Origin of the sequence: Pseudomonas sp. YQ_5 (assembly GCF_043103305.1) — a bacterium.
GTDB lineage: Bacteria > Pseudomonadota > Gammaproteobacteria > Pseudomonadales > Pseudomonadaceae > Aquipseudomonas > Aquipseudomonas putida_Y.
The window spans coordinates 15,962-41,696 of the sequence record NZ_JBICJS010000083.1 but is presented as its reverse complement, the minus strand read 5'-3'; the positions used below and the strand labels follow the sequence as shown (position 1 = coordinate 41,696).

The following is a 25,735-nucleotide window of genomic DNA, read 5'->3' as shown; positions in this document are numbered from 1 at the left end:
GCAAGGCGGTCGCGCGCGCCTGCCACAGGCGTTACTGGCCAAAAACAAACGTAGGAGCGAGCGCAGCTCGCGATGCGCCGCGCGGGCGGCGCTCGATCTCACCATCAACACCGCTCTACCGCCATACCCTACCTCTACCATCAACACCACTCTACCGCCATACCCTACCTCTACCATCAACACCACTCTACCGTCATACCCTACCTCTACCATCATACCCTACGCGGCCCAAGAATCATCAAGGCCAACACCCCCGCCACAATCCCCCAGAACGCCGAACCAATCGAGAACAAGGTCAGCCCCGAAGCAGTCACCATGAAGGTGATCACCGCTGCCTCCCGCTCGCGCGCTTCGCTCATGGCCACGGTCAAACCGTTCATGATCGAACCAAACAGCGCCAGTGCCGCAATCGACAGCACCAGCTCTTTCGGCAATGCCGCGAACAGTGCCGCCAAGGTGGCTCCGAACACCCCGGCAATGCCGTAGAAAATCCCGCACCACACTGCTGCGGTGTAACGTTTGTTCGGGTCTTCATGGGCATGCGGTCCGGTGCAGATCGCCGCGCTGATCGCAGCCAGGTTGACCCCATGCGAGCCGAACGGCGCCAGCACCAGCGAGGCAAAGCCGGTGGCCGAGATCAGCGGCGAGGCCGGCACCTGGTAGCCGTCGGCACGCAGGACGGCCACGCCGGGCATGTTCTGTGAGGTCATGGCCACCACGAACAGCGGAATGCCGATGCTGATGGTTGCTGCCAGCGAGAAGCTTGGCGTGGTCCACACCGGCTTGGCCACTTCCAGGTGGAAGCCGCTGAAGTCCAGCAGGCCCAGTGCACCAGACAACGCAGTGCCCACCAGCAGTGCCGCCAGCACGCAATAACGCGGCGACAGGCGCTTGACCAGCAGGTAGCTGAAGAACATGCCCAGCACCAGCAGCGTGCGATGCTGCGCGGCCACGAAGATTTCGCTGCCAATCTTGAACAGGATGCCCGCCAGCAAGGCCGAGGCCAGCGAGGCCGGGATGCGTTTGACCAGGCGCTCGAAGCTGCCGGTCAGGCCGCACACCAGCACCAGCAAGGCGCAGGTAATGTAGGCACCAATGGCCTCGCCATAGCTGACCCCGCCCAGGCTGGTGATCAGCAGCGCCGCGCCAGGGGTGGACCAGGCGATGGTGATCGGTGTGCGGTAGCGTAGCGACAGGCCGATGCTGCACACCGCCATGCCAATCGACAGCGCCCAGATCCATGACGAAATCTGCGCGGTGGTCAGCCCGGCCGCCTGACCGGCCTGAAACATCAGCACCAGCGAACTGGTATAGCCGGTGAGCATGGCAATGAAGCCGGCGACCACCGCCGACGGGGAGGTGTCTGCCAGGGGCCGCAGGCGTGCGGAAGTGGCATCGGTCATGAACAAAATCCTTGTAAAGGTGTAAGCAGTTTTTTCAGACTACAGCGAGCAAGGTTGATCCTTGCCATACAGCGGCCATTGCTTTTAGCCGTACAGTCGCCAAATATTGGGCGCAATTGCGAAACTGCTTTGCAGGGAGGGTCGATGTACAAGGTCTATGGCGACTACCAGTCGGGTAACTGTTACAAGGTCAAGCTGATGTTGAGCCTGCTGGGCCGGCCATATGAATGGCACCCGGTGGACATTCTCAAGGGCGAGACCGAAACGCCCGAGTTTCTGGCGATGAACCCCAACGGCAAGGTACCGGTGCTGGAACTGGAAGACGGTAGCTACCTGTGGGAGTCCAACGCCATTCTCAACTACCTGGCCGATGGCAGCGAGTTCCTGCCCAGCGAGCCGCGTCTGCGTACCCAGGTGCTGCAGTGGCAGTTTTTCGAACAGTACAGCCATGAGCCGTACATTGCCGTGGCGCGGTTCATCCAGTTCTACCTGGGGCTGCCGGACGAGCGCCTGGACGAGTACCGCAAGTTGCACAAGGGCGGCTACAAGGCGCTGAGGGTGATGGAGCGACAGTTGCAGATGACGCCTTACCTGGTGGGTGAGCAGTACTCGATTGCCGATGTGGCGTTGTATGCCTACACCCATGTGGCGCAGCAGGGCGGGTTCGACCTGGCAGAGTACCCGGCGGTAAGGGCCTGGCTGGAGCGGGTCAGCAGCCACCCTCGGCATGTGCCGATGGTGGGTTGATCTTCATCCTGTAACGGCCCCTTCGCGGGCAAGCCCGCTCCCACAGGGATCGCGTATCGCAGGGACCGCGTTTTCCATGCGCTTGCGCAACCCTTGTGGGAGCGGGCGTGCCCGCGAACACGGGCGCAGCCCGTGCCAACCACCGCGGTGTCTGCTTCGCGGGCTCGCCCGCTCCCACAGGGATCTGCTGCGTCAGTCAGATGGCGGCAAACCGCTCATCCAGGTAAGCAATGATTGCCTTGGACTCATACATCCAGGTCACCTTACCGGCTTCTTCAATGCGCAGGCATGGCACTTTCACCCGGCCGCCACCTTCTTGCAGGGCCTGGCGGTGCAGCGGGTCGTTCTTGGCATCGCGCAGCGCCACCGGCACGTTCAACCGGTGCAGGGTGCGGCGGGTTTTGACGCAGAATGGGCAGGCGTGGAACTGGTACAGCGCCAGCCCCTTGGCTGCTTGCTCGATGCGGGCCTGGGCGGCGGCGTCGCGCTTGCGCTTGGCCGGGCGGCTGATCCAGTCACCGAACACGATGAGCTGGCCGAGGCCAACCCGCAGGGCTTTGACGATCATGGACAACTCCTGAAATGCAAAAGCCGACCCTGAGGGGTCGGCTTGGGGCCAGCAACCAATCACTTGATCAGGCTGAGGAACTCGCTACGGGTGGCGGCGTTATCGCGGAACTCACCCAGCATCACCGAGGTGATCATGGTGGAATTCTGCTTCTCGACACCGCGCATCATCATGCACATGTGCTTGGCTTCGACCACCACGGCCACGCCTGCGGCACCGGTTACCTGCTGCACGGCTTCGGCGATCTGGCGGCTGAGGTTTTCCTGGATCTGCAGGCGGCGGGCGTACATGTCGACGATACGTGCCACCTTCGACAGGCCCAGTACCTTGCCCTTTGGCAGGTAGGCAACGTGTGCCTTGCCAATGAACGGCAGCATGTGGTGTTCGCACATCGAATACAGTTCGATGTCCCGGACCAGCACCATTTCGCTGTTGTCAGAGCTGAACAAAGCGTTGTTGGTGACTTCTTCCAGTGTTTGCTCATAACCGCGGCAAAGGTACTTCATCGCCTTTGCAGCCCGCTTGGGCGTGTCGAGCAGGCCCTCACGGGAGACGTCCTCGCCAATCTGGCTGAGGATCTCGGTGTAGTTCTGTTCCAGGGACATGGATCTACCTGTGGGAAAAAATCGCAAAAACGAAGGGTACGGCGGTGAGGGCGGCGCTGCAAGCGCGGCGTTACTCGTCGCGCCCTTCGAGCATGGTTCGCTTCAGCATCACATACACAGCGCCAGTGCCGCCGTGGCGGGCACTGCACGAGGCAAAACCGAGCACTTGCGGGTGCTGGCGCAGCCAGGTGTTGACGTGGCTTTTGATCATTGGGCGCTTGCCGTCCAGGCGCGCGGCCTTGCCGTGGGTCACCCGCACGCAGCGCACCTCCAGTTTGGTGGCTTCGGCGATGAAGTCCCACAAGGTTTCGCGGGCCTTTTCCACCGTCATGCCGTGCAGGTCGAGGCTGCCCTCGAATGGAATCTGCCCCAGCTTCAGCTTGCGCAGCTGGCCTTCCTGCACGCCATCGCGGCGCCACATCAGCTCGTCTTCGGCGCCGACGTCGATGACGAACTGGTCGGACATGCCATCGATGACCAAAGCCTTGTCACTGCGCACGGTCGCTGCCTGGCGCAGGCCGGCCAGCTTCTGGCGGTCGGCCTTGGGCTTGCCGACGTCGGCACGGTCGTGGCTGATCGGCTTTACGCCGCGCACTTCGGCCTTGAACAGGGAAAAATCGTCGTCTTGCATGATGCCTCCACGTAGGCGACGTAGTTTACGCGACTGTGGGGCCGTGTGCAGCCTGTGCGGGCCTCTTCGCGGGTGAACCCGCTCCTGCAGGGATATCACAGAGCCTGAAGGCGGCCGGGCACCTGTAGGAGCGGGTTTACCCGCGATGAGGCCCGCACAGGTTACGCAAAACCATCAATCGTGCTTCTTCATCAGGTGCGGCGAAAGGTTCAGCTCCCGCCCGCGGCGCAAGCGGATACGGCTGCGCCGCCAGAAACGCACGCCCAGCCACAGCAGCAACAAGCCAGCCACGGTGAGGATGCTGGACAGTGGCTTGTTGGTGTTGAGTTCCTGCAGGGCAGGGTAGTTGCCCAGCAGGCCGGCGGCGCCGGCCATGGCCAGCAACACGCCCAGCGTCGCCAGCAGGGCCGACAGGCCGGCCGCCAGGCGGGCGCCCCAGTTACGCGGTTCGCGCGGGCGCAGGCGCTTGGCGTCGAAACTGCCTTTAAGCTTCATTCCGCTCTCCTCGGTGGATATCCGGAATTCGACCTGCTGCTGCCCATCGGGTTCCGCCCGGCTGCCGGGCGGTCCTGCAAGCCGCTCAGATGAGGCTGGCGGTGGGGGCCACGCAAGCGAAGTTGTCAGCCATCACGGCCATTTCGCACTGGTGAATCTGTGCGGCCGGAATGACACCGTCCTTGAATGCCAGGTCGCGGGTTGCCGACGCGTCTTCTACCAGGGTGCACCGATAACCATAGTCCTTGGCGCGGCGAACGGTGGTGCTGACGCTGGAGTGGCTCATGAAACCACAGACGATCAGGTCAAGGTGGCCCAGCTCCTGCAATGTTTCATGCAGCTTGGTGTTCTTGAACGCGTTGGGCATGCGCTTTTCGATGACGATTTCACCTTCCAGCGGCTCCAGCCCCGGAATGAACTCGCCAGCCGGCCCCTGGGGGTCGAAGCGGCCCCCGACAGTGCCCAGGTGGCGAACATGGATGATCGGACGGCCGCTTTTACGTGCGGCGTCGAGCAACCTGGCGATGTTGGCCACAGCCTCGTCCATGCCCGACAGCTTCAGGGGACCACTGAGGTACTCCTTTTGTGCATCGATGATGATCAGGCTGGCGTGGCTCAGCTTGGCCGGCGGATAGTCGCGGCCAGTGAGGCGAAACATCGTGGTTGGAACGGACATCAAGGGCTCCTTGGATAGGGCTTTTGTATACCTATTCTCCCCTGCCTTGGCGCCAATGGGAATGGTTGACAACGCAAGCGGCATGGTTACTGGCCTGTGGCTAGCCTTTGGGCAAGGCAAAGGAACAAATGTGCGGGTGGGGCTGTTAGACTTTTGTCCGGTCTGAAAATAGGAGTACCCCGTGATCACATCCCGTCTGCGCACGCTGCGCGACTACATCCGCTGGGCGGTCAGCCGCTTCCACGAGCATGACCTGTTCTTCGGTCACGGTGCCGACAACGCCTGGGACGAGGCCCGCATGCTGGTGCTCGGTGCCGTGCACTTGCCATGGGAGGTGGCCGACAGCTACCTGGACTGCATGCTCGAGGACGACGAGCGGGTACGCCTGCAGCACCTGCTCAAACGCCGTATCGAAGAGCGTGTGCCGGCCGCCTACCTGCTGGGCGAGGCCTGGTTCTGCGGCATGTCGTTCATCGTCGACGAACGGGTGTTGGTGCCGCGTTCGCCCATTGGCGAGCTGATCGAAAAACGTTTCGAGCCGTGGCTGGCCAGCGACCCGGCGCGCATTTTGGACCTGTGCACGGGGTCGGGCTGCATCGGCATCGTCGCCGCCGACGTGTTCCCCGAGGCCGAGGTGGTGTTGGCCGACCTGTCGTTCCAGGCCCTTGAAGTGGCCAACCAGAACATCGAGCGCCATGGCCTGGACGGTCGTGTGTACACCGTGCAGGGCGACGGCTTTGGCGGTTTGCCGGGGCAACGTTTCGACCTGATCCTGTCCAACCCGCCGTATGTCGATGCCGAAGACTTCGACGACATGCCGGCCGAGTACCACCATGAGCCCGAACTGGGCCTGGCCTGCGGCAGCGACGGCCTGGACCTGGTACGGCGGATGCTGGCCGAAGCGGCTGACCACCTGACCGAGAAAGGTTTGCTGATTGTCGAAGTGGGCAACAGCCAGGTGCATGTCGAGGCGTTGTACCCCGAGGTGGACTTTGCCTGGCTGGAATTCGAGCGTGGCGGGCACGGGGTGTTCATGCTCACGGCCGAGCAGTGCCGCCAGCATCAGGAATTGTTCAAGGCCCGCGTTTAGGCTATTTGCGGCTGCTTTGCAGCCCATCGCGACACAAGCGTGATCCCGTGTGGGAGCGGGTTTACCCGCGAAGAAGACACCGCGGTGGATGGCACGGGCTTTGCCCGTGTTCGCGGGCAAGCCCGCTCCCACAAGGATCGCGCCAGCTTTGGAAATTGAGCAATACCTCGTGGGGCCTTGTGTCGCGATGGGCCGCCAAGCGGCCCCAAACTCCACCGGCTGATGCGGTCTTAGCGGGTTGCAATCCAGATCAACAGCCCTGCCTGGAACACGGCAAACGCCACCAGGCAGGTAATGGTGAAACGCAATCCGCCGTCTTCGCGCTGGTATTTGGCCACGCGCTCATCGCGCTCGCGCAGTTGCCCTTCCTTTTCCTGCAGTTGCTGGTCCGCCTGCTGCAGCAGGTTGGCGGCATCCAGAATCTCTACCCGCTGCAGGCGCTCGCTGTTCCAGACAGCCTTGAGCTGGGCCACCGTCATGTCCGCGGTACGGCCTTTCAGATGCTGGTTTTCCTCGTACTCCACCTCGATACCGACCCCGCGCAAGCAGTGGTCACGGCGCAGGCGTGAGTCCTCGTTCAGGGCGTCCTTGCTAGGCAGCGCCATACCTTCCACCCGGTAGTGCGACCACTTGCGCTGCAACCACTGGGCGGCCTGGGCCAGCATGAAACGGCCGATACCGCGGTTCACGGGCTCCACTTGCAGGCCATGTTCATTGCCAATACGCACCAGACGCTCGGCATGGTCGACGCGGATGTCCAGGCGGTTCTGCTCTTTGTGCACCTTCTGGCCGGGCAACTGGATTTCCATGCGCAGCAGGCTGTGTGCCTTGTCATGGCGCTCGGCATAGCCGAACTGCACAAAACGCAGCGGCCGCGCGCCGGTGCTGCGGTCGGTCGGCAGTGCTGCCAGGCGTAGCAGCTGGAAATGTTCGGCGGTCAGCTCGGCCCAAGGCAGGGCGGGGATTTCCTGGGGTTCTTCGGCCGGCTCGACGGCGGTGGGGGCGGTGGTCATCAGGGCTTGTCCTCAGCTATGCCTGCTGTATCGGCAGGCATGCCCGAGACCTGAGCCTGTTTGACTTACGCCGCAGGCAAATGCTGGATGAATGTCACAATTCGCTCACCCAGTTCGCGCGCCAGCGGTAGCTCGGGGTTGAGGTAGCTGTCGCGCTGCTGGCTCATGCCCTTGGGGCTGATGCGCAGCATGTGGTTCATGCCATCGATCAGGACCAGTTGCGCATCTGGCTTGGCCGCTTTCAGCCGCTGGGCGTCGGCCACGTCCACCTGCACGTCATTGCGCCCCTGCACGATCAGTGCCGGCATGGGCAGGCGGGCAAAGGCGGCTGCCGGGTTTTGCTGGAACAGCGAAATCAGGTATGGCTGCACGCTGGGGCGAAACACCTGGCGCAGCGGCGCTGGCACATCCAGGCTGGTCTGCCCGGCCTGCAGGCGGTCGAGCAGGGCACTGCCACCGGCCAGTTGCGCCGGCGGCAGGCGCTTGGCCAGTTGTTCGCGCAGTACCTCGGCCAGCGGCCGGCCGCTGCCGGCCAGGGTGATGACCGCGCTGGCCCCTGCCTGCTCGGCGGCCAGGCTGGCAATCAGCGCGCCTTCGCTGTGGCCAATCAGGATCAGTGGGCCGAAGCGCGGGTCGGCTTTGAGCTTGCGGCTCCAGGCGACCACATCGGCCACATAGCGCTCCACGCTGAGGTCACGCTCGTCAGGCGTGGCCGGCTGGCTGGCGGCCACGCCGCGTTTGTCGTAACGCACGCTGGCAATGTGCTCGTTGGCCAGCAACAGGGCCAGGCGCTTGAGGTTGTCGACCTTGCCGGAGGCCGGGTTGTTGCCGTCGCGGTCGGTGGGGCCGGAGCCGGCAATGATCAGCACCACTGGCGGCGGGGTGGCCTGTTGCGGCAGCAGCAGGCTGCCATGCAGCACGCCCTGGCCGGTGTCCAGGTCGATCGGGCGTTGCAGCACAGTGGGGGCGGCGGCCTGGGCCAGGCCGGTGCACAGCAGGAAGAGCAAGGCGACGAGGCGCGACATCATGCGGTACTACCTGGGGAGATGTGGGTTTGACCCAATGTTTGCAGGAAGGTTCTGGGGGGCGAATTGCAGGTTCGGCCCTTTCGCGGGCACGCCCGCTCCCACAGGTATTTCACAGCATTTGGATCTGTGGTGATCCTGTGGGGGCGGGCGTGCCCGCGAAGAGGCCCGCACAGGCGATCAAACCATCTGTATACTGCTGCTTTCGTCCATTTCAGGCAGAACTCGCGGAGCGTCCATGTCCGGCAATACCTACGGCAAGCTGTTCACTGTCACCACCGCTGGCGAGAGCCATGGCCCGGCGTTGGTCGCCATTGTCGATGGATGCCCACCGGGCCTGGAAATCTCCCTCGCCGACCTGCAGCACGACCTTGACCGGCGCAAGCCCGGCACCAGCCGGCACACCACCCAGCGCCAGGAAGCCGACGAGGTAGAAATCCTTTCCGGCGTGTTCGAAGGCCGCACCACCGGCTGCTCGATCGGCCTGCTGATCCGCAACACCGACCAGAAGTCCAAGGACTACTCGGCCATCAAGGACCTGTTCCGCCCGGCCCACGCCGACTACACCTACCACCACAAGTATGGTATCCGCGACTACCGCGGCGGCGGCCGCAGCTCGGCCCGTGAAACCGCCATGCGCGTGGCTGCCGGTGCTATCGCCAAGAAGTTCCTGGCCACCCAGGGCATCACCGTGCGTGGCTACATGAGCCAGTTGGGCCCGATCGAAATCCCGTTCAAATCTTGGGAGTCGGTGGAGCAGAACGCCTTCTTCAGCCCCGACCCGGACAAACTACCTGAGCTGGAGGCCTACATGGACCAGCTGCGCCGCGACCAGGACTCGGTGGGCGCCAAGATCACCGTGGTTGCGGAAGGCGTGATGCCCGGCCTGGGCGAGCCGATCTTCGACCGCCTGGATGCAGAGCTGGCTCATGCGCTGATGAGCATCAACGCGGTCAAGGGCGTGGAGATCGGCGCCGGCTTCGCCAGTGTGGCCCAGCGCGGCACCGAGCACCGGGACGAACTGACCCCGGACGGCTTCCTCAGCAACAATGCAGGCGGCATTCTGGGCGGTATTTCCTCGGGCCAGCCGATCGTTGCCCACCTGGCACTGAAGCCCACTTCCAGCATCACCACCCCGGGCCGCTCGATTGATGTCGATGGCAACCCGGTGGACGTCATCACCAAAGGCCGCCACGACCCGTGCGTGGGCATCCGCGCCACACCGATTGCCGAGGCGATGATGGCCATCGCGTTGATGGACCACCTGCTGCGCCACCGCGCGCAGAATGCCGAGGTGAAGGTCGCTACCCCGGTGCTGGGCCAGCTCTGATTTGCCTGCGCCGGCCACTTCGCGGCTAAACCCGCGAAGCGGCCGGCACAGGTCCCACAAGGCCATCCCATGCAACCCATTCCCTACTGGCGCCTGTCCAGCTTCTACCTGTTCTACTTCGCCCTGCTGGGCTCCACCGCACCTTTCCTGGCGCTGTACTTCGACCACCTGGGCTTCTCCCCGGCGCGCATCGGCGAGCTGGTGGCCATTCCCATGCTGATGCGCTGCGTGGCCCCCAACCTGTGGGGCTGGCTGGGCGACCGCACGGGCCAGCGCCTGTTGATCGTACGCCTTGGCGCGCTGTGCACCCTGGCCACCTTCGCCCTGATTTTCTTCGGCAAAAGTTACGCCTGGCTGGCGCTGGTGATGGCCCTGCACGCGTTCTTCTGGCATGCGGTGCTGCCGCAGTTCGAGGTCATTACCCTGGCCCACCTGCACGGGCAGACGTCGCGCTACAGCCAGGTACGTCTGTGGGGTTCGATCGGTTTCATCCTCACCGTGGTCGGCCTGGGCCGCTTGTTCGAGTGGTTGAGCCTGGACATCTACCCCGTGGCACTGGTCACGATCATGGCCGGTATCGTCGCCGCCAGCCTGTGGGTGCCCAATGCGCAGCCGGTGGAAAAGGGCGGGCGCAGCGGCGCGGGGGGCTTCCTGCAGCAGTTGCGCGCCCCGGGGGTGATCGCGTTCTACGTGTGCGTGGCACTGATGCAGCTCAGCCACGGGCCGTACTACACCTTCCTTACCTTGCACCTGGAGCACTTGGGCTACACGCGCGGTGCCATCGGCCTGCTCTGGGCGCTTGGGGTGGTGGCCGAGGTGCTGATGTTCATGGTCATGAGCCGCCTGTTCGCCCGTTTCAGCGTGCAGCGTGTACTGTTGGTCAGCTTCCTGCTGGCAACATTGCGCTGGCTGCTGCTGGGCAACCTGGCCCAGGAGCCGACAGTACTGATCTTCGCCCAGCTGCTGCATGCGGCCACCTTCGGCTGCTTCCATGCCGCCAGCATCGCATTCGTCCAGGCCAGCTTCGGCGCCCGCCAGCAGGGCCAGGGCCAGGCGCTTTACGCAGCGCTGTCGGGTACCGGCGGTGCGCTGGGGGCGCTGTACTCAGGCTACAGCTGGAAGCTGCTGGGCCCCACCTTCACCTTTGGTATGGCCAGTGCCGCAGCCCTGGCCGCAGCCGTTATCATTGCCCTTTGTTCGCAACCGACCAGGACCCGCCCCTGATGAGCATTCTCAGCGTTTTCCACCCCGCCAGCCCGGAACTGCCGAACAAGGTGCTGACTCACCACGACGATATCGCTGCCACCTTGGCTGAACAGGGCGTGCGCTTTGTGCACGCCGAACCTGGCCTGCGGGTGCGCCCGGGCGCGGCCCAGGACGAGGTGCTGGATGCTTGCCGCGTGTATCTGGATGAGTTGATGACGGCGCATGGCAGCAAGGCCTTCGCGTTGCTCAACCGCGACGGTGAAGACCCGGCACAGGTCGATGTGCGTGATGAACATGTGCACGAGGCCGACGAGCTGTTCGCCGTGGTCAGCGGGCGGGCGCAGATTGGCCTGCGGTTGGGCGACTGGGTGTATTCGGTGCTGTGCGAGAAAGGTGACCAGCTGCTGGTGCCGGCCGGGACGCGGCGCTGGGTTGAGCTGGGGGATGCACCGTTTTGCCTGGCGTTTCGCTTGTACGGCAGCGAGCAGGGCATGCAGGCGCGGTTTACCGGGGATGTAACGGCGCGGGCGTTTCTGGGGATCGACGAGTTGTAATGGCATTGCCGGCCTCTTCGCGGGTGAACCCGCTCCTACAGCGGTGGCGCCGCCCTTAGGCATCGCACAGTCAATGTTGCGCCGCCCTTAGGCATCGCGCAGTCAATGTAGGAGCGGGTTCACCCGCGAAGAGGCCAGTTCAGGCAATACACCCCTCAGCGGTAAGTCGGCAAGGCAAACCGCTGCTGGCTCTGCAGCATCGAGATCACCGGCAACTCGCTGGCCTCTTCAGCCAGGTCACGACGGATGGCACTGATCGCCCAGGACAGCTGTTCGGCACTGTGCAGTTGCCCATAGGTCAGCACCCGGCGGGTAACCTTGCCATCCGCTGCGCGCAAGGTAAGCAGTACACCGCCATCGGGCCGGGCTTGGGTATTCACCTGATAGGCCGAAAATACCGAGGCGAACTTTTGCTGGATGAGGTCCATATCAACTCCTGGCTGGTGTGTGGCAGACATGAGTTGATGGTTGCAGTGACCGTGCCAGAATCCTGTTTGGCGAAAAATCCAATAAATACGGGCTGTTACGGAGAATTTGCAGAAGCGGTATCGTGCAAGCTGCATGGTCGTGCATTTTGCACAGTGCATTTTGCACGGGTCAGCCAGTGCCTATCGGCCCGATAGAATCTGAACCTTTGACCGCCCTGGCATGCCTGACGAACACTTGGTCCATCAATTATGCCAGGAGGTTCCCTATGCCCAGCCAGACCGCACCCGCTACCATGACCGATGACGAAACCGCCGCGTTCGCCGAGCAGGTGTTCGAGCGTGCCCGCCAGGGCGATGCCGACATGCTCGGGCGCCTGCTTGCCAGCGGCCTGCCGGCCAACCTGCGTAACCACAAGGGCGATACCTTGCTGATGCTGGCCAGCTACCACGGCCACCACGAGGCGGTGCGCGTGCTGCTGGCGCAAGGTGCCGACCCGCTGATTGCCAACGACAATGGCCAGTTGCCGATTGCCGGTGCCGCATTCAAAGGGGACCTGGCGATGATTCGCCTGTTGGTGGAGCATGGCGTGCCGGTGGATGCCGCCGCGCAGGACGGTCGCACCGCGCTGATGTTGGCGGCCATGTTCAATCGCAGCGAAATCCTCGACTACCTGCTGGCACAAGGGGCCAACCCGGCGCACCAGGATGCCCGCGGCATCACCGCCCTGATGGCGGCGCAAACCATGGGTGCAGCAGACACCGCCGCGCGCCTGCAAACGCTGGCCGGCTAACCGCCAGGGGGCATTTGCGGCTATCCTTGGCGACTTTTCACCCGTCGCAGGCCCCCATTCATGAAAACTCAGTTGCTCGAATTCATCAGCCTCATTGGCGCCGGCTGCATGCGTGAGGCAGACATCGAGCGTATTGCCGACGAGGCCGCCCAGGCCTACGCCGACCCTGTCGCCTTCCTGGCCGCCAACCCCGACATCAACTACGACGACACTTTCCCGATTCCCTTGGGCGAATGGGTGGTGCTCGGCAGCCTGCCGGATACCGTGGTGTTCCAGGCCGACAGCTACCAGGACCTGTTCCAGCAGATCAGCGACTCGTTCGACAACAGCGTGCCGTTTACCCTCAAGCCCAAGCAGTTGGCCCGTACCGAACCACTGACTGCGCTCAACCGCATTCAGGTGCAGATGGGCGCGCTGAACAAGGAGGCGGGTGGTTATGTGCTGCTCAACTTCAGCCAGTTGCTGGATGACGAACTGCAGATGGTCATGGTGGGGCAGCAGGACCTGGCGCGGGTAATGGAGCTGGGCGCAGAGCTGGGCATCAAGGTCGAGCCGGCGCTGGAGGCTTTGAAAGTCGCCGTCCACATCTGATACCAGTAATTGCTTGTTCGCGGGCATGCCCGCTCCCACAGGTACTCCACCGCATCAGGCCCTGTGATAACCCTGTGGGAGCGGGCGAGCCCGCGAAGAGGCCGGCTCACGAAACATCAATCTTCAGCCCAGCGCAGTGTCGAGAAACATCATCACCGCAAACCCGCCCATCAACCCCAGGGTCGCCGCTGTCTGGTGCCCATTGCGGTGGGTTTCGGGGATCACCTCGTGGCTGACCACAAAGATCATCGCCCCTGCCGCCAGCCCCATGCTGATCGGGTAGGCGAGGGCAAAGCCGGTAGAAATCCCCAGCCCGATCACCGCCCCTAGCGGCTCCATCAGGCCCGACCCAATCGCCACCAACGCCGCCTTGAGGTTCGAAAGCCCCGTGGCGCGCAAGGCCAGCGCCACGGCCAGCCCTTCGGGGATGTCCTGAATGGCGATGGCACTGGTCAGAGGCAGGCCGATGTTCATGTCGCCATTGGCAAAGCTCACGCCAATCGCCATGCCTTCAGGCAGGTTGTGCAGGGTTATCGCCAGCACGAACAACCACACCCGGCTGATGCGCTCGGCTTCGGGCCCGCACGGGCCGGTGCTTTCGTGTTCATGCGGGGTGAAGCGGTCCAGGCCCAGCATCAGCAGCACACCCAGGCCCATGCCCAGCACCACGGTAAACGCGGCGGCCGGGCCGTTGCCCGTGATCTCGCGGGCAGCCTCCAGGCCCGGCAGAATCAGCGAAAACGAGCTGGCGGCCAGCATCATGCCGGCAGCAAAGCCCAGCATCACGTCCTGGGTGCGCGCGTTGACATCGCGCAGCACCACTGCCAGCACCGCGCCCAGCGCAGTGGCGCCAAAGCCGGACAACCCGCCCAGCATGGCCAGGTGCAGGTTGTCGGCATGGTCGCCGTTCACCGCGTTCCAGAGGCTGGCGGCCAGCAGCACGCACACCGCCAGCAGGCTCAGCCCCAGGCCGGCGCTGAGCCAGGGGGTATCGGTGACCTGCTGGCGCCAGGCCTGCAGCAGTGAGGATGGGGCGGCGCTTTGGCTGTGGGCAGGGAGCATGCGAACCTCGAATCAATGAATGCAGTCAGTCTAACGAAGGACCCGCGACATCCGCCAAGGATTCCCTTCTATCGGCGCGATAGCTGACTATGCTGTGCAGCAAAGCCTCTGACAGGAATTCAGACATGGGATCTACCTTCAACAGCCTGGTCGGGCTGATCATTCTGGCACTGGATATCTGGGCCATTCTCAACGTGATCAAGAGTGGCAGCGAGGTGGGCATCAAGGTGTTGTGGATCTTGTTGATCGCACTGCTGCCGGTGGTGGGGTTGGTGATCTGGGCGATTGCCGGGCCGCGGGGGAATGTGCGGCTCTAGGCGCGTTACTGACATAGCCAGAAATAGGGCCGTGACAAAATTTTCACATGGGTTTAAACAGAATCCGCACCCGCATAATGCTGCGTTGGTCTAGCGCCATCGCCTCTTCGCAAACCGCAATCCTAGGACCTTCCCATTCATGGCTAACACGGACGCCTTGAAGCACCAGGGCGCGCGAACGTCGTTTTCGCCGACCCTGAAATCCCACCTGGCCTACACGCTGCTCAGCGGCCTGGTGATCATGCTGATGCTCAGCCTCGTGCGCCTGGCGCTGCTGGCCTACAACAACGACATGGTCGGCGATACCCCTTATGCGACTGTCGCCGAAGGCTTCCTCAACGGCTTGCGCTTCGACCTGCGGGTGGTGGTGTACATCAGCATCCCACTGCTGCTGGCCATGCTCAGCCCCTGGGCCATGGCCCGGCGTGGTGTGTTCCGTTTCTGGCTGACCCTCGCTTCGAGCGTGGTGATGTTCCTCGGCCTGATGGAAATGGACTTTTACCGCGAGTTCCACCAGCGCCTCAATGGCCTGGTGTTCCAGTACATCCAGGAAGACCCTAAAACCGTCATGAGCATGCTCTGGTACGGTTTCCCGGTGGTGCGCTACCTGCTGGCCTGGGCCCTCGGTACCTGGCTGCTGAGCCTGCTGTTCAAAGGTATCGATCGCGCTACCCGAGCCGAAGGCCTGTACCGCGTTGCCCCGTGGTACAAGCGCCTGGCGGTATTCATGGTGATCTTGCTGGTGGCCGTGGTCGCTGCCCGTGGCACCCTGCGCCAGGGCCCGCCGATGCGCTGGGGTGATGCCTTTACCACTGACTCCAACTTCGTCAACCAGCTGGGCCTGAACGGTACCCTGACCCTGATCGACGCCGCCAAGAGCCGCTTCAGCGAGGACCGTGCCAACATCTGGAAGCCAGTGCTGGAGCAGGACGTGGCCACGCAAAGTGTGCGTGAGCAACTGCTGACGGCCAACGACACACTGGTCGATGCCGACGAAGCCGCTATCCGTCGCGACTTTGTGCCGCCGGCTGACCGGACGCTGCCGATCAAGAACGTGGTGGTGATCCTGATGGAAAGCTTCGCCGGCCACTCGGTAGGTGCGCTGGGCAGCCCCAACAACATCACCCCGTACTTCGACAAGCTGGCCAAAGAAGGCCTGCTGTTCGACCGCTTCTTCTCCAACGGCACCCATACCCACCAGGGCATGTTCGCCACCATGGCCTGCTTCCCCAACCTGCCAGGTTTCGAATACCTGATGCAGACCCCGGAAGGCGGCCATAAGCTGTCGGGCCTGCCAGCCCTGCTCGGCGCCCGTGACTACGACGACGTGTATGTCTACAACGGCGACTTTGCCTGGGATAACCAGTCCGGGTTCTTTGGCAACCAGGGGATGACCACCTTCATCGGCCGTAATGACTTCGTCAACCCGGTGTTCTCCGACCCGACCTGGGGTGTGTCCGACCAGGACATGTTCGACCGCGGCAACGAAGAGTTGGCCAAACATGATGGCAAGAAGCCGATCTACGCGCTGCTGCAGACGCTGTCCAACCACACGCCATATGCGCTGCCGAAGGACTTGCCGGTAGAGAAGGTTACCGGCCAGGGCCGTCTGGACGAGCACCTGACCGCCATGCGTTATTCGGACTGGGCGCTGGGCCAGTTCTTCGAGAAGGCGCGTAAAGAGCCTTACTTCAAGGACACCCTGTTCGTCATCGTCGGTGACCATGGCTTTGGCAACCACCAGCAGGTTACCGAGCTGGACCTGGGCCGTTTCAACGTGCCGTTGCTGCTGATTGCCCCGGGCATTCAGGAGAAGTTCGGGGCGGTGAACCACACCGTGGGTACCCAGGTTGACATCGTGCCGACCATCATGGGGCGCCTGGGCGGCAAGACGCGCCATCAGTGCTGGGGGCGCGACCTGCTCAACCTGCCTGAGGGTGACCAGGGCGTGGGCATGATCAAGCCGTCGGGCAGCGAGCAGATCGTCGGGCTGGTGCAGGGTGACCGTATCCTGATCGAGTCCAAGGACATGAGCCCGCGGATGTACCGCTACCAGCTGGGCAGCGAGTTCAAGGCTGAGCTGATCGAAAGCCCGGACCAGCCGGAAATGCTCAAGAGGCTGGAAGCGTATATCCAGACTGCGACCAAGAGCCTGCTGGATAACACCGCTGGCGCAGTGCACAGCACGCAGAAGTAAACCGGGGCCGCGTTGCGGCCCCTTCGCAGGCTTGCCCGCTCTCACAGGCATTGCTCAGGGTTCGAACCTTGTGCTGGCCCTGTGGGAGTGGGCAAGCCCGCGAATGGGCCCCGCACAATCTTCCCGGACTGAACATTCTCCCCGCCCCAAGGTCAGTTATTCAGGCATCACACACCTGGTGTTCGTTGACTGAGAGGGTCCGTTCAATGAAAGAGTGGGAAGTCATCTTTGCTGACCAGAAGGGCGAACCGTCCGCATTGCTGTTGCATGCCGAGCATTGCCCCAGCGAGGAAGACGCTGCGCGGGCCATTCGCTCACACCTGTTTCCGGTGATGGACGAGCTGGACCTCAACGACTTCCAGGACCGTATCATCTCCCCGACTGCTCGCTGGCTCAAAGAGCACAGTGGTGTGACCATCACCAGCATTCACGAAGCACCCTGAACCACACGTTTGCGTGCTGCCTTGGCAGGCGCTACGCTGGTGGAGGGCCTGCCTGTTCTGCGGGTTGGCGCCGCCTCAATAATTCGCGTCTTGCATCAGCTCGAACTGCCCGGCCAATGCCGGCAGGTGCGTAGTGCACGGAAAGTCTATCCATTGCTTTATTCAGGAGGACGATTCATGAGCAGCCAGAACGACGATATCAGCAGCAACGTCCTGCGCCAGATGAAAGCAGGCGGTTTCGACTTCACCCAAATCCACCCCATCGAGTTCTATGCCGTATTCCCGGACGAAGCAGGGGCCCGTCGTGCCGCCGGGCAGTTTCGCGGGGAATCGCTCAATGCCCAGGTGAAGGAGCTGGGCGACGGTGCCTGGCACCTGGAACTGAGCAAGGTCATGTACGCCACCCATGGGGGGATTGGCGACTTTGAAGAGGCCTTCGAGCAGTTGGTGACACCGTATGGGGGTGAGGTGGAAGGGTGGGGCGTCAAGCACGAACGGCTCACGGCCTGACAGTTTTGTGTAGGCCCCTTCGCGGGTTTACCCGCGAAGAGGCCGTCAAGGCTTACGCGTTGCCATGTGCCCCAAATAGGCCAGCAGCGCATCCAGTTCCTGCTCATTCAACACACTTTCGGCAAACCCCGGCATCTTCGCCTGCGGCCACTGCCGCAGGCTCTGCGGGTCCCGTATCAACTTGCGCAAATAAACCGGCTGAAAATACTCGGTCGGGTTATGCGGCACATTCAAGTCCGGTCCCACCTGCCCATCTCCCGCACCGTTCAACCGGTGGCACACCAGGCAGTTCTGCTGGAACAGGGCAAAGCCCTGGTGCACCGGGCTGTCGGCCGGCAGCTTCGGGTCGGGCAGCAGTGCGGGAAACCGCTGGTGCACCGGGGCCAGCTTGCGAAGGGTGGCGATCTGGAAGGGCCACTGTTCAGGGCGGATGCCGCTGGCCTGCGGCGCAGTCCACACCAGGTAGAACGGCCCGGCACTTGGCTTGCCTTTACCCAGTGGCGGCCACGGTTTGCCTGAGTCTTCCACGGCCAACCAGGCCCTTGCCGGCCCTGGCTGCAGCAATGCCGCAGCGGGCATTTCGGCGGCAAAGCCATCCAGCGCCACGGCCTGCAGGTGATCGCTCGCGCTCACACCTTCCAGCAGCGTGGCCAGCGGCACCGCCCGGTAGCGCATAGGGCGTTTGTAGGAAACGTCCTGTTCGATGCTGATATCCTGGGCCTCAGGATGGCCAAGCAGTTCGGCGCTGCTCCACTGGCGCGGTGTAGCGCCCAGTTCAAGGTGCAGTTGCGCCGCCGACAATGGCAGGCTCAGGAGCAACGCTAGCAAGGCAAGGCAGTGGCGCATAGGCAATCTCCGACCATCAAGGCCAGCAGGTTACCTGTGCGTTGCCCCTTGGCGCCACTGCCGCCGTCAGCCAAACAAACGTGTAAGGTTCGGCAAGATCAATAGCAATGTAGTGGCGAATAGAATGAGCCCAGCTTGGCGAATTTTCGATTGTCTGAACATGGCGGACCGCCTTCTTGTTGTTATTCCTGAATACCCGTTGGCTTCCTTGTCGCGTTTCGGGTCGATCACAGTGGCGTTGCGTGGCGCCTGACTGCTTGCCTCTTGAAAGTGGATATACATCCAACAGTAGGGTGTGCGTTATCCATGCTTGAGAACCCTTTGTTCTAAATGCTTGGTAAAAACATTTCTTTTGGCTATGAGGCCAAGTGCCAGCCAGCTGGCATGCTCTATCTAGACACTGGCGCAAGTGCCAGGCACGCACCGACGAAATGTGACCGTTCGTCAGCGCAGCCTACTTGCTTGTACGTGCCTTTCGCGGCAGTCTCTACAGCAGATTCCCACCCATGTCGTTCAGGACTACCCCTATGTCGTTACGCATCTGCATCCTTGAAACCGATGTCCTGCGACCGGAGTTGACGGCGCAATATCAGGGCTACGGCAGGATGTTCGAGCAGCTCTTTTCGCGTCAGCCGATTGCCGCCGAATTTTGTGTTTACAACGTGATGCACGGCGACTATCCCGCCGACAGTGAAAAGTTCGATGCCTACCTTGTGACGGGCAGCAAGGCCGATTCGTTCGGTACCGATCCGTGGATCCAGACCCTCAAGGCCTACCTGCTCAAGTTGTACGAGCGTGGTGAGAAGCTGCTGGGCGTGTGTTTTGGCCATCAGTTGCTGGCCTTGACCCTGGGTGGCAAGGCCGAGCGGGCCGAGCAAGGCTGGGGCGTGGGTATCCATCGCTACTCGTTGGCGGCGCATGCGCCGTGGATGGACCCGGAGGTGTCGGAGCTGACCTTGCTGATCAGTCACCAGGACCAGGTGACCGAGCTGCCGGAAGGCGCCACGGTGATCGCCTCCAGCGATTTCTGCCCGAATGCGGCGTACCACATTCGCGACCAGGTGCTGTGCTTCCAGGGCCACCCGGAGTTCGTGCACGACTACTCCCGCGCACTGCTCGATGCGCGCCAGGAATACCTGGGTGACGAGGTGTACCACAAGGCCATAGCCAGCCTGGCCACCGAGCACCAGGGCGATCTGGTAGGGGAGTGGATGTTGCGGTTTATCCAGCAGCCGTCAAAGGCCGGCGACAGCGCCGCATAATCGGTTGCAACCCTTCGCGGGCACCCCCGCTCCCACAGGTTGCGCACAATGCTGAAAATTGTGAGCAACCTGTGGGAGCGGGCGCGCCCGCGAAGAGGCCATCAAAGCCAACCCGATTTCTTGAAGCTGGCATACAACCCGGCGCACCCCGTCGCAATCACCCCCAGTACCGCGAAGTAACCGTAGTGCCAGCTCAGCTCTGGCATGTTCTGGAAGTTCATACCGTACACCCCGGCAATCGCCGTAGGGAACGCCAGAATCGCCGCCCAGGCCGCGAATTTGCGCTGCACGATGCTTTGCCGTGACGACTCCAGCAGCATGCCGATCTCGATGGTCTGGCTGGCAATGTCGCGGATGCCGGCCAGGTCTTCCATCTGCCGTGTCACGTGAATCTGCACATCACGAAAGTACGGGCGCATGTTCTTGTCGATGAACGGGAAGCTCAGGCGCTGCAGTTCTTCGCTCACTTCAACCATGGGCGCCACGTAGCGGCGCAGGCGCAGGATGTCGCGGCGCAGGCTGTGCAGGCGGCGGATGTCGTCTTCCTGCAGCGAGCCGCCCAGTACGCTTTCCTCCAGCTCTTCGATCTCGCCATGAATGGCCTCGCTGACCGGCTGGTAGTTCTCGGTGACGAAGTCGAGCAGGGCGTACAGCACGAAGTCTTCGCCATGTTCCAGCAGCAGGGGCCGGGCCTCGCAGCGCTGGCGGACCATGGCGTAGGACTTGGAGTGGCCGTTGCGGCAGGTGATGATGTAGCCGTTGCCCGCGAAGATATGGGTTTCGATGAATTCCAGCTTGCCTTCGTGGCGCACGGGCGAGTAGGTGACGATGAACAACGCGTCACCGAAGGTTTCCAGCTTGGGCCGGCTGTGTTTTTCCAGGGCATCTTCGATGGCCAGTTCGTGCAGGTTGAACTGGGACTGCAGGTTGGCCAGTTCCTCGGCATTGGGCTCTTCCAGGCCGATCCACACGAAATGCCCCGGCTTGCGCGCCCACTCGCTGCCTTCGTCGATGCTGATGTTGGTGACCTTTCTGCCGGCGCTGTACACCGCCGATGCCACGACTCGACCCATGGTTGTCCGCTTATTCGGTTGAACACGGATACAGCTTGGGCTGTACCCGGCGCCAGAGCAACCCGGATCAGGCCAGTTCTTTTTCCATGCGGTCAATGCACTGCTGCATTTGCCCCCGGCACTGCTCGATCAGCGCTGGCAGATCCTGCGGCGTCATGCCCGTCGTGGCAATGGGTGGCAGCGAGCGCACTATCACCGTGCGCTGACGCCAGCTGTTCAGGCTCAGGCGCCTGGCATAGCGGCTGACGCAGACCGGCACGATCGGCACACCGGCTTCGATCGCCATATGAAATGCGCCTTTCTTGAACGCCAGCAAATGCTCGCCGGCATTGCGGGTGCCTTCGGGGAAAATCCAGATCGAGGTGTCGTCCTGCAGAACCCGGGTGGTCTTCTGTATGGCCTTGCGCGCCTGATAGGCATTCTTGCGGTCGACCAGCACGTTGCCCCCCAGCCAGAACAATTGGCCGAACAGCGGGATCCAGCCCAGGCTCTTCTTGCCGATGGCGACGGTGCGTTGTGGCACCACTTGGCCCAGCACGAACAGGTCGAAGTTGGACTGGTGGTTGGCCACGATCACACAGCCGGGCGGGTGGTCCCACAATGGGCCGACTTCGGCCTTGACCTTGATGCGCATCAGCCAGGTGGCCGGCAAGCTGTAGAGCCGGGCGAAAACGCGGCTGTTGTCAGGGTTGAAGGGGCGGCACAGGCCAATGATCAGGCCCACGACGCCAACGGCAAGAAAATGCAGCCCCAGCAGGAACATACGCAATGAATAAAGCATGGTACGACTCACACCAGACAGTCGCCGGGCAGTGTACGGGTGTGCACTGGTTGGGGCAAACCTTGGTGCAGGCCTGTTCCGGCCCTTTCGCGGGCAAGCCCGCTCCTGCACAGGTTGCGTATGCCCGTTGAATTACGGATTTCCCCGCGTAGAGGGCGGATGTGCAGGCGCGGGCTTGCCCGCGAAGGGGCCGTGCCGCTAGCCCATATGCTGCTGGTCCAGCTCGATCGCCTTGTCCAGCGCCTCCAGCAGCCCTTTGCGCACTTTCAGCTTAGTGTTCTTGTGCGCCAGCATGTTCAGCTTCTTCAGCTCCCGCGCTGCGGTCATTGCCGCTTCCTGCAACTGCTCGGCCGGTACCACCTTGTCGAGGAAGCCGGCATCCACTGCACCCTGCGGGTCAAACACTTCGGCGTTGATCACCGAGCGGTGGAAGGCCGAGCGTCGCAGGCGGTCGCGGGCCAGTTCAATACCGGCGTGGTGCATGGTCATGCCGATTTGCACTTCGTTCAGGCATACCTTGTACGGCCCTTCGACGCCAATGCGGTAGTCGGCCGACAGCAGCAGGAAGGCGCCCTTGGCCACGGCATTGCCCGGGCAGGCGACCACCACCGGGAACGGGTGCGACAGCAGCCGGCGGGCGAGGGTGGAGCCGGCGGTGACCAGGCTGATGGCCTCTTTGGGGCCGCTGGTCATTACCTTGAGGTCGTAACCGCCCGACAGAATGCCCGGCTGCCCGGTGATGATCACTACTGCACGCTCCTCGGTAGCGCGGTCCAGCGCTGCATTGAAGGCAGTGATGACGTCCGGCGAGATGGCATTGACCTTGCCGTTGTTCAGGGTAAGGGTGGCGATGCCGTCTTCGGCGTGGTAGGTAATCAGCTCGCTCATGGCAGAGTCCTTTTGTTGGCGTGGCGACGACGTTACCCAGCGCCAGGGGCGAGGTAAAGCAGCAAGGCTGACTGGTCGGTCAGCGCTCACGGCAGCCCAAGTGCAAATACATGAAAAAATTGAAAAAAATGCTTGCCAAAGGGAAAGTCTTTCACTAAATTAGCGCACCTCGACGGGCCGCAAGGCTTGAAGAGAAACGGTGAAGTGTCCGAGTGGTCGAAGGAGCACGCCTGGAAAGTGTGTATACGAGAAATCGTATCAAGGGTTCAAATCCCTTCTTCACCGCCACATTCTACGAAAAGCCTCCGCGCTGAAAAGCACGGGGGCTTTTTGTTTTCAAGGCCATTGGGGCTGCTGCGCAGCCCATCGCGACACAAGGCCGCTCCCACAGGCGTACCCGATTTCCTGTGGGGGCGGCCCCGGTAATCTAGAAGCTGATCGAAGCCGAAAGCCGAGCGGTACGCGGTGCCCCCTGGAACAGGTAGTTGTCCCCCAGGTAATCGCCCACATCGCGCCAGTATCGCTTGTCCAGCACGTTATCCACCGTCAGCCGCAGCACCGTGTCATACCCGGCAACACGGGTACTGTAGCGGCTGCCAAGGTCGAACACGGTATACCCGCCAACCTCCACATTGCCCGCCTGGCTCGCATACTTGCTGGCGCTATACCGCGCCCCGCCAAGCAGCGCCAGCCCCGGAACCGGCAGGGCATATTCCGCATGCAGCGCCGCCCGGAATTTAGGCACGTTGATCGCCTGGTGCCCTTCGTAGGCTTCGGTGCCGCTGTTCTGCACCCGCGCCCGAATGGCTGCCGCACTGGCCTGTACCTGCAGGTTCGGGGTCACCCGGCCGCTGGCACCCAGTTCCAGGCCGGTATTTTTCTGCTGGCCTTGCTGCACGTAGGTGAAGTTGCCGGTGCCGTCCGGGCGCGCGTACTGGTAAGCCTGGCGGATCTGGAACAGGGCGGCACTCAGGCTCAGGCCTTGCCAGTCGTGCTTGAGGCCAAGTTCAAGTTGGCGGGAGGTGGTGGGTGCAAGGATCTCGAATCTGTTCTCAGTGGAAAATGGTGCGGTACCGCCTGCAGACAGCCCTTTGGCGTAGCTCGCATATACAGTGGTGTTCGGCTGCAGCTTATAGATAACTGCAGCATTGGGCAGCAGCTCGTATTGGCGGGTATGGCGCCCGGCTATGCCGTTCTCGTCCCAGGTCTTTTCATCCAGGCGCACTTCACGGGCACCCAGCACGGTCTGCCATTTCTCGTTGAAGCTGATTCGATCGCTGACGAACAAGCCGTACTGACGGCTGTCCAGTCGGCGCTCGCTGGCGCCTACGGGTTTGTCGGACGGGTCGAATGCAGGGGCGCCGGTGTTGATGTTGCCGGTGCCGACCCATTCCATATAGCTGGGGCGCTGATCCAGTGTGCGTCGCTGCGCACTGGTACCCACGGTCAGCTCGTGCCCTACGCCCAGCGCATCGAAGTGCCCGTTGAGCATGGCCTGTGCCTCGTCGGTACGGCGGGTATCGTCGGGGCTGCGAAAGTCATAGATGTCGTAGTCACCATTGCTGCCGAAAAACGCCCCCTCGCTCGAACCCCAGGCAAACGCGCTGTAGTCGTCGATCACCACTTTGCTGCGGGAGGCGCTCAAGGTGCCGGTCCAGGTATCGTTGAAGCGGTATTCGAAGCGCCCGCCCAGGTTCAGCGAGTCGTTCTGCACGGGCTTTGCCCAATGCTGGTAGGCCAGGCGGTCTTTCGGGTCGATGCCGTGGGGCACTTCAGTGCCTCCGAGCAGCTGGTAACCCGGCACCGACGCCTGTTCGCGGTGCTGGTACTCGGCATCCAGCTGCAGCGTGGCATCCGGGTTGATCTGCCAGTCGAACGCCAGCGAGGCGAAGTCGCGCTTGCCGTCAGCGTGGTCGACGTAGGCGCGGATGTCTTCATGGGCCAGGTTGGCGCGCAGGCCGAACTGCTTTTCGCTGCCGAACCAGCCGCCAAGGTCGGTGGCCAGATAGCGTTCGCCCTGTTCGTTGGTCGATACCGTGACGCTGCGTATGTCTTCGGCGCGCTTGGTCACATAGTTGATCAAGCCGCCCGGCTCCGACATACCGCTCTGCAGCCCGGACAGGCCCTTGAGCAATTCCACCTGCTGCTTGTTCTCCAGGGCTACGTTCTGCTCTCCGGCAATGGTCTGGCCATTGATGCGATAGCTACTGGCGGCGTTCAGCTCGAAGCCGCGCACATTGAAGTTTTCGTAGTAGCCGATGGGCGCATAGCTTTCGCCGACCGAGGCATCGCTTTGCAACACTTCGCTAAGCGTGCGGACCTGGCGGTCTTCCAGTAGCTGCTGGCTGAACACGCTGACAGAGGCGGGGGTGTCGAGCAGCGGCGCGGGCTGGAAACCGCCCACAGCCGCCTGGCGTGCCTGGTAGCCATCACTGGCGAAGGTGTCGGAGACCTGCAAGGGGGCAAGCACCACGCTGTCTTCGGCAAGCACAGGCGGGCACTGCAGGGCCAGGCCCAGACTGAGCAGGCTCAGGGGCAGGCGGGGGTGATGCGGGGGCATGCGGTGGGGCTCCTGGATGCGCGATACCTGTACTGGCCCTTTCGCGGGTAAACCCGCTCCTACACCGGTTGGCGATACACCGGGTGGGGATACCCCAGGTGGTGATATCCCTGTAGGAGCGGGTTTACCCGCGAAGAGGCCGGTACAGGCCATGAAAAAGGCGGCATCTTACCAGCCGCCCTCTACATAAAACGATCCAGGCCCGGCGTATTCAGTCAGCCTGTCCTGATCGGCCGCTTGTGCTGCCGCCAGTTATCGTCGATCTTCGACCAGGTCTTGCCATCGGTAATGGCCATCAGCTTGCGTCCATCCTTGAATGTGGCCAGGAAGGTGGCTTCTTCTTCCTTGCCGCCCAGCCACAGCCCGGCCAGCAGCCCCACTGGCCCTGCCACCAGGGCGCCGGCCACGCCCCAGCCCAAGGCGCTGCCCAGGCTGCGGTTGGTTTCCAGGCTGGCCAGCCGCAAGTCGCTGATGCGTGCCAGGGAAATCCGTTCACCGGGTGAGGGGCTGCGCGCGGTCTTGAGTGTGAGCGATCCATTGCGATACTCGCCTTCACCTTGCAAGAAATCGCCGGATTGCACCGTGAGTCTTGTCATAAATTCATCCTGTGAGGGAAAGGGCATTCCAGCGCTTAATGAGCGCT

Annotated in this window: 28 protein-coding genes and 1 tRNA gene; 13 read left to right on the top strand and 16 right to left on the bottom strand. The window is 62.7% G+C overall.

Annotated elements, in window-relative coordinates:
- Positions 1-212 precede the first annotated feature (212 nt).
- Positions 213-1,403 (bottom strand): benzoate/H(+) symporter BenE family transporter, encoded by a 1,191-nt coding sequence (locus tag ACF8EA_RS19455; protein ID WP_021783079.1) that lies wholly within the window; start codon positions 1,401-1,403, stop codon positions 213-215.
- A 144-nt stretch (positions 1,404-1,547) separates the two neighbouring features.
- On the opposite strand from ACF8EA_RS19455, the gene ACF8EA_RS19450 reads away from it, so the two are divergent.
- A complete protein-coding gene (locus ACF8EA_RS19450; protein WP_021783080.1) occupies positions 1,548-2,150 on the top strand; it encodes a glutathione S-transferase family protein in 603 nt (200 codons plus the stop codon).
- Between the two features lie 196 nt (positions 2,151-2,346).
- Here ACF8EA_RS19450 and ACF8EA_RS19445 read toward each other — a convergent pair whose 3' ends face one another.
- From ACF8EA_RS19445 to ACF8EA_RS19425, 5 genes are all read right to left on the bottom strand, one after another.
- Positions 2,347-2,718 carry a glutaredoxin gene (locus ACF8EA_RS19445; protein WP_021783081.1) on the bottom strand — a complete coding sequence of 124 codons (372 nt, stop codon included), beginning with the start codon at positions 2,716-2,718 and terminating at the stop codon, positions 2,347-2,349.
- A gap of 59 nt (positions 2,719-2,777) precedes the next feature.
- Positions 2,778-3,323, bottom strand: a complete 546-nt coding sequence (gene folE / locus ACF8EA_RS19440) for a GTP cyclohydrolase I FolE (RefSeq protein ID WP_003252789.1) — start codon at positions 3,321-3,323, stop codon at positions 2,778-2,780.
- Between the two features lie 70 nt (positions 3,324-3,393).
- A complete protein-coding gene (locus ACF8EA_RS19435) occupies positions 3,394-3,954 on the bottom strand; it encodes a Smr/MutS family protein (RefSeq protein ID WP_003252791.1) in 561 nt (186 codons plus the stop codon).
- 174 nt (positions 3,955-4,128) lie between these two features.
- Positions 4,129-4,449: a hypothetical protein gene (locus ACF8EA_RS19430; protein ID WP_021783083.1), complete on the bottom strand. Its 321-nt coding sequence runs from the start codon at positions 4,447-4,449 to the stop codon at positions 4,129-4,131.
- A gap of 85 nt (positions 4,450-4,534) precedes the next feature.
- Positions 4,535-5,125 carry a cysteine hydrolase family protein gene (locus ACF8EA_RS19425; protein WP_021783084.1) on the bottom strand — a complete coding sequence of 197 codons (591 nt, stop codon included), beginning with the start codon at positions 5,123-5,125 and terminating at the stop codon, positions 4,535-4,537.
- Between the two features lie 181 nt (positions 5,126-5,306).
- On the opposite strand from ACF8EA_RS19425, the gene prmB reads away from it, so the two are divergent.
- A complete protein-coding gene (gene prmB / locus ACF8EA_RS19420) occupies positions 5,307-6,215 on the top strand; it encodes a 50S ribosomal protein L3 N(5)-glutamine methyltransferase (protein WP_021783085.1) in 909 nt (302 codons plus the stop codon).
- 230 nt (positions 6,216-6,445) lie between these two features.
- On the opposite strand, the gene ACF8EA_RS19415 is transcribed toward prmB, so the two are convergent.
- Positions 6,446-7,228, bottom strand: coding sequence for a hypothetical protein (locus ACF8EA_RS19415; protein WP_021783086.1), 783 nt, complete (start codon positions 7,226-7,228; stop codon positions 6,446-6,448).
- A gap of 65 nt (positions 7,229-7,293) precedes the next feature.
- The gene (locus ACF8EA_RS19410; protein ID WP_053870500.1) at positions 7,294-8,256 is read right to left on the bottom strand and encodes an alpha/beta hydrolase; all 963 of its coding nucleotides are present in this window, start codon (positions 8,254-8,256) and stop codon (positions 7,294-7,296) included.
- Between the two features lie 235 nt (positions 8,257-8,491).
- On the opposite strand from ACF8EA_RS19410, the gene aroC reads away from it, so the two are divergent.
- The 3 genes from aroC (at position 8,492) to ACF8EA_RS19395 (ending at position 11,343) form a co-directional block, all read left to right on the top strand.
- Positions 8,492-9,583 (top strand): chorismate synthase, encoded by a 1,092-nt coding sequence (gene aroC, locus ACF8EA_RS19405; RefSeq protein WP_392523001.1) that lies wholly within the window; start codon positions 8,492-8,494, stop codon positions 9,581-9,583.
- Positions 9,584-9,652: 69 nt separating this feature from the next.
- Complete coding sequence (locus ACF8EA_RS19400; RefSeq protein ID WP_392523000.1) at positions 9,653-10,807, top strand: MFS transporter; 1,155 nt, start codon at positions 9,653-9,655, stop codon at positions 10,805-10,807.
- Positions 10,807-11,343, top strand: a complete 537-nt coding sequence (locus ACF8EA_RS19395; protein ID WP_392522998.1) for an oxidase — start codon at positions 10,807-10,809, stop codon at positions 11,341-11,343. Before ACF8EA_RS19400 ends, ACF8EA_RS19395 begins: the two co-directional genes overlap by 1 nt.
- A 155-nt stretch (positions 11,344-11,498) precedes the next feature.
- On the opposite strand, the gene ACF8EA_RS19390 is transcribed toward ACF8EA_RS19395, so the two are convergent.
- A complete protein-coding gene (locus ACF8EA_RS19390) occupies positions 11,499-11,771 on the bottom strand; it encodes a DUF3509 domain-containing protein (RefSeq protein ID WP_021783091.1) in 273 nt (90 codons plus the stop codon).
- A gap of 266 nt (positions 11,772-12,037) precedes the next feature.
- Between ACF8EA_RS19390 and ACF8EA_RS19385 the strand changes: the two genes are divergently transcribed.
- Both ACF8EA_RS19385 and ACF8EA_RS19380 read left to right on the top strand, forming a co-directional pair.
- On the top strand, positions 12,038-12,562 hold the full coding sequence (locus ACF8EA_RS19385; protein ID WP_021783092.1) for an ankyrin repeat domain-containing protein: 525 nt from the start codon (positions 12,038-12,040) through the stop codon (positions 12,560-12,562).
- A gap of 60 nt (positions 12,563-12,622) precedes the next feature.
- Entirely contained in the window at positions 12,623-13,153 is a 531-nt protein-coding gene (locus ACF8EA_RS19380; protein WP_028698247.1) for a hypothetical protein, read from the top strand.
- Between the two features lie 123 nt (positions 13,154-13,276).
- Here the strand turns inward: ACF8EA_RS19380 and ACF8EA_RS19375 are convergent, their stop codons facing one another.
- A complete protein-coding gene (locus ACF8EA_RS19375; protein ID WP_392522996.1) occupies positions 13,277-14,215 on the bottom strand; it encodes a ZIP family metal transporter in 939 nt (312 codons plus the stop codon).
- Between the two features lie 125 nt (positions 14,216-14,340).
- Between ACF8EA_RS19375 and ACF8EA_RS19370 the strand changes: the two genes are divergently transcribed.
- From ACF8EA_RS19370 to ACF8EA_RS19355, 4 genes are all read left to right on the top strand, one after another.
- Positions 14,341-14,532: a PLDc N-terminal domain-containing protein gene (locus tag ACF8EA_RS19370; RefSeq protein ID WP_003252818.1), complete on the top strand. Its 192-nt coding sequence runs from the start codon at positions 14,341-14,343 to the stop codon at positions 14,530-14,532.
- Positions 14,533-14,671: 139 nt separating this feature from the next.
- Positions 14,672-16,729, top strand: coding sequence for an LTA synthase family protein (locus tag ACF8EA_RS19365; RefSeq protein WP_103469284.1), 2,058 nt, complete (start codon positions 14,672-14,674; stop codon positions 16,727-16,729).
- Positions 16,730-16,935: 206 nt separating this feature from the next.
- Positions 16,936-17,172 carry a hypothetical protein gene (locus ACF8EA_RS19360; protein WP_021783096.1) on the top strand — a complete coding sequence of 79 codons (237 nt, stop codon included), beginning with the start codon at positions 16,936-16,938 and terminating at the stop codon, positions 17,170-17,172.
- A gap of 177 nt (positions 17,173-17,349) precedes the next feature.
- Positions 17,350-17,682, top strand: a complete 333-nt coding sequence (locus ACF8EA_RS19355; protein ID WP_003252824.1) for a ribonuclease E inhibitor RraB — start codon at positions 17,350-17,352, stop codon at positions 17,680-17,682.
- 45 nt (positions 17,683-17,727) lie between these two features.
- Here ACF8EA_RS19355 and ACF8EA_RS19350 read toward each other — a convergent pair whose 3' ends face one another.
- Positions 17,728-18,528, bottom strand: coding sequence for a c-type cytochrome (locus tag ACF8EA_RS19350; protein ID WP_392522994.1), 801 nt, complete (start codon positions 18,526-18,528; stop codon positions 17,728-17,730).
- A 527-nt stretch (positions 18,529-19,055) separates the two neighbouring features.
- Between ACF8EA_RS19350 and ACF8EA_RS19345 the strand changes: the two genes are divergently transcribed.
- Complete coding sequence (locus ACF8EA_RS19345; RefSeq protein ID WP_135192782.1) at positions 19,056-19,790, top strand: amidotransferase; 735 nt, start codon at positions 19,056-19,058, stop codon at positions 19,788-19,790.
- A 101-nt stretch (positions 19,791-19,891) separates the two neighbouring features.
- Here ACF8EA_RS19345 and ACF8EA_RS19340 read toward each other — a convergent pair whose 3' ends face one another.
- The 3 genes from ACF8EA_RS19340 to ACF8EA_RS19330 form a co-directional block, all read right to left on the bottom strand.
- Positions 19,892-20,863, bottom strand: coding sequence for a magnesium and cobalt transport protein CorA (locus tag ACF8EA_RS19340; RefSeq protein ID WP_084852262.1), 972 nt, complete (start codon positions 20,861-20,863; stop codon positions 19,892-19,894).
- Between the two features lie 67 nt (positions 20,864-20,930).
- Positions 20,931-21,644 (bottom strand): 1-acyl-sn-glycerol-3-phosphate acyltransferase, encoded by a 714-nt coding sequence (locus ACF8EA_RS19335; RefSeq protein WP_021783099.1) that lies wholly within the window; start codon positions 21,642-21,644, stop codon positions 20,931-20,933.
- Between the two features lie 198 nt (positions 21,645-21,842).
- Complete coding sequence (locus ACF8EA_RS19330; RefSeq protein WP_028698250.1) at positions 21,843-22,532, bottom strand: crotonase/enoyl-CoA hydratase family protein; 690 nt, start codon at positions 22,530-22,532, stop codon at positions 21,843-21,845.
- 198 nt (positions 22,533-22,730) lie between these two features.
- On the opposite strand from ACF8EA_RS19330, the gene ACF8EA_RS19325 reads away from it, so the two are divergent.
- A tRNA-Ser gene (locus ACF8EA_RS19325) sits at positions 22,731-22,820 on the top strand.
- A gap of 139 nt (positions 22,821-22,959) precedes the next feature.
- On the opposite strand, the gene ACF8EA_RS19320 is transcribed toward ACF8EA_RS19325, so the two are convergent.
- Positions 22,960-25,092 (bottom strand): TonB-dependent siderophore receptor, encoded by a 2,133-nt coding sequence (locus ACF8EA_RS19320; protein WP_392522993.1) that lies wholly within the window; start codon positions 25,090-25,092, stop codon positions 22,960-22,962.
- A 215-nt stretch (positions 25,093-25,307) separates the two neighbouring features.
- A complete protein-coding gene (locus ACF8EA_RS19315; RefSeq protein ID WP_012053335.1) occupies positions 25,308-25,688 on the bottom strand; it encodes a hypothetical protein in 381 nt (126 codons plus the stop codon).
- Positions 25,689-25,735: the final 47 nt, after the last annotated feature.